Source organism: Caballeronia sp. BR00000012568055 (assembly GCF_029439455.1).
Classification (GTDB): domain Bacteria; phylum Pseudomonadota; class Gammaproteobacteria; order Burkholderiales; family Burkholderiaceae; genus Caballeronia.
The window spans coordinates 1-4,395 of the sequence record NZ_JAQFVG010000099.1; the positions used below are offsets into that span (position 1 = coordinate 1).

At 56.0% G+C, this 4,395-nt stretch carries 2 protein-coding genes and 1 pseudogene; 1 reads left to right on the forward strand and 2 read right to left on the reverse strand.

The genetic code is table 11. The features are described 5' to 3' along the window. The first annotated feature begins 82 nt into the window (after positions 1-82). Positions 83-1,077, forward strand: a pseudogene (locus P7F28_RS06150) (transposase). 583 nt (positions 1,078-1,660) lie between these two features. Here P7F28_RS06150 and P7F28_RS06155 read toward each other — a convergent pair. Both P7F28_RS06155 and P7F28_RS06160 read right to left on the reverse strand, forming a co-directional pair. Next, positions 1,661-2,881 (reverse strand): porin, encoded by a 1,221-nt coding sequence (locus P7F28_RS06155; protein WP_277183604.1) that lies wholly within the window; start codon positions 2,879-2,881, stop codon positions 1,661-1,663. Between the two features lie 319 nt (positions 2,882-3,200). Beyond that, positions 3,201-4,241 (reverse strand): amidohydrolase, encoded by a 1,041-nt coding sequence (locus tag P7F28_RS06160; protein WP_277183605.1) that lies wholly within the window; start codon positions 4,239-4,241, stop codon positions 3,201-3,203. Between the last annotated feature and the right edge of the window lie 154 nt (positions 4,242-4,395).

Below are 4,395 nucleotides of genomic sequence, written 5' to 3' on the forward strand. Positions count from 1 at the left end.
TGCGGATCGATGCGAATAAAGGGTTGCGAAACTCCCAGTTTCGAGACGGAATTGGCCTATCTTCTGGGAGTGAGAAGCGCCGATGAGCACACCGGATTTCTTCCGCAGCCGCCTGGACGCGATGATCGATTTGCGGCACCCGCTGGCGGTATTGGCCAATCGGATGCCATGGACGTCGATAGAAGCGACGTTGACACCGATCTTCGAGCGACGTGCTCGCGAAGGCCGGACCAGATCGGAGATTGATCTATTCGGCATAGCACCGAAACTGGCAGGTGCGGGCCCCAGCGCTGCCGGACGTCCGCGCCTGTCGATCCGGCTAATGGTCGGGCTGCTCTACCTGAAGCACGCGTACAACGAAAGTGATGATTCCGTTTGTGAGCGCTGGGCACAAGAGGTGTACTTCCAGTTTTTCTGCGGCGAACAGTATTTTCAGCCGCACATGCCGTGTGATCCGACCAACCTCGTGCGCTTTCGGCAGGCGCTGGGCGAAGCCGGCGTCGAGGAATTGCTCGCGACGACAATTGCAGCGGCCGTGCAAATGAAAGCAGTGAGGCCGGCCGAGTTCGAGCGCGTGATTGTCGATACGACGGTCCAGCAGAAAGCGATTGCCTATCCGACTGACAGCCGTTTGCTGGAGGTTGCACGAGGCAAACTCGCAAGGCTCGCGCAACGTGCCGGACTGACACTGAAGCAGACATACGAGCGAGAGGGGTGCTGGCGGACCTCGGGTATCGCGGTGTGGATGCCGATCTCGCGCCGGTACAATTGATTTATCGAGGTAAACACAAGACGCTAAGCAGTACACAGCGACGATGGTTAAAACGCCGCCAAGCGATAGAACCGATCATTGGGCATGTGAAACAGGACCACGGCATGCAGCGTTGCTGGCTCAAAGGGCAAAACGGGGGCGCCTTACATGCGGTGCTATGCGCGGTTGGCTATAACCTTCGCTGGTTGTTGCGCGCTATTGTTCGCCTGGGGATTGGGCCCGTATTTTCCGTTCTCGAGTGGCTGCGCAGCCTCGACAAAGCCATCTCGCGAGAAACCTTGCTCGCACGTCGTACAACTGCCTAGTTCAGAAAGTACAGGAGCACCCGACCGAGCGCCCGGAGGCGTGCGCTAAGAAAACCGAATTTTGCAGGTTCGACTAAGCAATGGCGCAGGCGAGCTTTTGGTATCGATTCACGCATGCTCTGGACGGTGGAGTCGCGTACGATTACACGCATCAGTGGCGCAATTGAGTTTTGGCTGCCCAACATACCATCAGGCCGCCGCTGGCTCACGTTACTTTCGCAGCAAACCGATGCGTACACGGCGGCACCCTTCAAGAAAGGGTGGAATCGATTCGACGGTAAGACAGCGGTTGCGTCGATAAACCAACTGACTCGGTCTGACTCGATTGAGGGCGAACGCCGATGGAAAAGGCGCCGCTCGCACTTCGGCGTGACAACATGCTGCTCGCGCGCTAGATAACACGATCTCGGCTTCGCTCCCTCTCTCGAGGGGCTTCGACCGCGAGCTCTTCGCGGTAACACAGACGCTCTTGTCGAGGCCGAACAATGTTCATCACGTGTTGGTCGGGATAGGTTGGTCGAGCGTAACAACGAATGACAACCGCGCCGTACGGCGCGGCTGGTCAAGAGATGACGCAGATGGCTCAGAACCGGTGAATAATCCCCACGCCCGCAGCAAACATGCTTCTGGACGACGACGGGGTTGAACTGAAACCATCACCGATGGTGGCGGTTGCGTTGATAATGTTGCCAGCACCGGTAGTGCCTAGAGTCTGCCCATTCGCGCGTTGATAGGCTTGAAGGGCATACAGACCCGTCCGCTTTGACAACGCATAATATTCAGAAAGATTAAACTGCTGATATTGGGCACTGCTGCTGATTCCGTTCGCTTTCGTGGCGCGAGTGTAACTGTACGCGGCAGCGAGGTCCAGCGGCGTGTTCGGCTTCCAGTGCAACTCAACGCCCCCGGTATTGAAAATCTCAAGATCACGGAATCTTGATCCCAGACCCGGAATGTATTGCACGTTGGTGTACGTCGCTCTGATGTCGAAAGAACCGCTAAAAGCGTAGCTGGCGCCGACACCGAATCTTTGTTGCGCTTGAGCGGTTTGATAGCCGTTCGTGACAGCCGACACGCCGGCTTGGGCACCGTTATTGGACGTGGCGGAGTCTGCGCCGAATGCGCCTCCGCCAAGAGTCGAATTGTTGATTCGAGAAAAAGCAACCCCGAATCCAATAGGGCCCTGAGTGTATTGAAGCCCCGTCGCCCACGTCGAGCCTCTATACACACTCCCCGCTACGTTCCCGAAGGAATACGAACCGCTAAATCTGAAGCCGGCGATGGTTGGAGACATGTATTCCAGAGTGTTGTTCGCGCGGTACGTCGTGTCAAGGCCGTCAACGTCGCCAGGATGCGCGGCGAAATACCCTGATGTCCAACTGGTCGGTCCAAATTGCTGCAGGATCTGATAATACGAAGCATATTGGCGGCCCGCCGTGAGTGCGCCATATCGATCGTTTGTCAACCCGACAAAGGCCTGTCGGTTGAACAGTAATCCGCTTACGGACTGTGCGCCAGTCGAAGAGCTGAATCCTGCCTCCAACTGCGAGATTGCTTTAGTACCGCCACCAAGATCCTCGGCTGTCTTAAAGCCGAAACGGCTGCCTGCCCAGACACCGGTTGTCATTTTGATAGCGGATCGACCACCGGAGGTTGATCCCAAAGTGGTCTGGCTTGTCTGATAGCTAAACCCCTGGTCTACGATCCCGTAGAGCGTTACGCTACTCTGCGCGTGTGCCGCGGATTGCCAAAGCGCCGCTGTACCCGCAACAATAAGCGCCGCTTGAAACTGCTGCCTCTTCATCTCCATTTCTCCTTTGTGGTTAGCTTTCGAGGGAAGCCTAATCTTTTACTGTATGAGTAGTACTACTATAGAAACACGCGGCGCGATAAGCTAACGCGCTGTATTGCGGGACTGCAGCTTAGGCAAGCAGATCCCGTGCTTGGAAAGCTTAGTAAGCGTATTGAGGCGCCGATACGATCGGAAAACTTGCGCGCCCTGATGATCCCTCTCTCGCCATTCGAGCAAGGGATGCGATTTATTGTTGGGGCGCAAACAGGCAGACTCTAATCCTCGGACCGACGGTGGTCACGCCCCGTGATGCGTGAAGTACGTGTCCGCTTCAGTCCGCCAATCGATAAACACGAGCAGCAGTACCGCTGAAAAGACATTGACGCTCGGTTTCCGAGAATTGACGCGTCAGTTTTTTGAACGCGTTCCAAAGCACCTGGTAACTACACATTCCGCGATCTACGGGAAAGTTGCTTTCGAACATGCAACGTTGCGGGCCGAATAGTTCGATACAGACATCAAAATATCGCTTCCAGTTTTCGACTAGTACGTCGGAGGAAGGTGGTTCAGGAAGTTCGTTAAACGCGAATCCACCATACCGCATCGCGAGTCCGCCGAGCTTGATCACTGCGTTTTCACACCGCGAAACGATTTCCAGCTTCTCTCGCCATTCGACGAACACGTCTTCGCGCCGATCGGCATAAGGGCCAATACCGAGCGGACCGCCTGCATGATTAACCACGACGGTAAGGTCGGGGTTGTCGCGACAGACTTGAGCGACTTCGTCGAGTTGGGTGAAGAACGCCCAAAGGTCCAGCGAGAGCCCAAACTTGGAGATTGATTTCACAGCGGCCATCGCCTCAGGACGCGAGAGGACGTTCGGTACATTATCGGCTGGCAAGACCTCCTTGCTCTCGTGCCAAACGATAGTCGGACGCACTCCGCGAAATCGGTCACCTCCAGCCGCCAAGTGAGATTCCAGCACAGGCTCGACCCGATTCCCAAGTAGCAGGTCGACGGTTCCAACGATGCCGGCACAAACCTTTGTCGGACCATAGAGGCCGCTGGCGCTCTGAGCCGCAATTCCGTTGATGAACTCCGTTTCTCCAACCGGCTTAAACTCTTCAGGACCAGAGGCACGGTACATGGATCTGCACTGTAGATGTACAGTTGCGACGACGTTATGCCCGGATGTGAAGTCCTGCAGGGCCTCGTCGAGGAGGTACCGGTCGCCAGGATGGTCCCAAAGATGATGGTGCGGATCGATAATCGGTAGCGCAGGCTCTACGATTTCTTCTTTGCGCCGTGCAAGCCATGCTAAGTCTGCAACTGGGTGAGCTTTCAGCGCCGCTTGGATTGATTCGTCAGGCATGGGTGATTGGGTACTCGTGAGGGTTCGCAGTTTCGAGAGCAAGACGCTCGCAATCGGTCATTACTGATCTCGATAGGGCAAGACGCTCGTAATCGGCCATTACTGGTCTCGATAGGGCGTGGGTGCAATGGGATAGTCCACTCAGTCGCACCCC

Coding starts and splice junctions, on each gene's coding strand:
- P7F28_RS06160 (WP_277183605.1), bottom strand. CDS start 4,241: ATGCCTGACGAATCAATCCAAGCGGCGCTGAAAGCTCACCCAGTTGCA.
- P7F28_RS06155 (WP_277183604.1), bottom strand. CDS start 2,881: ATGAAGAGGCAGCAGTTTCAAGCGGCGCTTATTGTTGCGGGTACAGCG.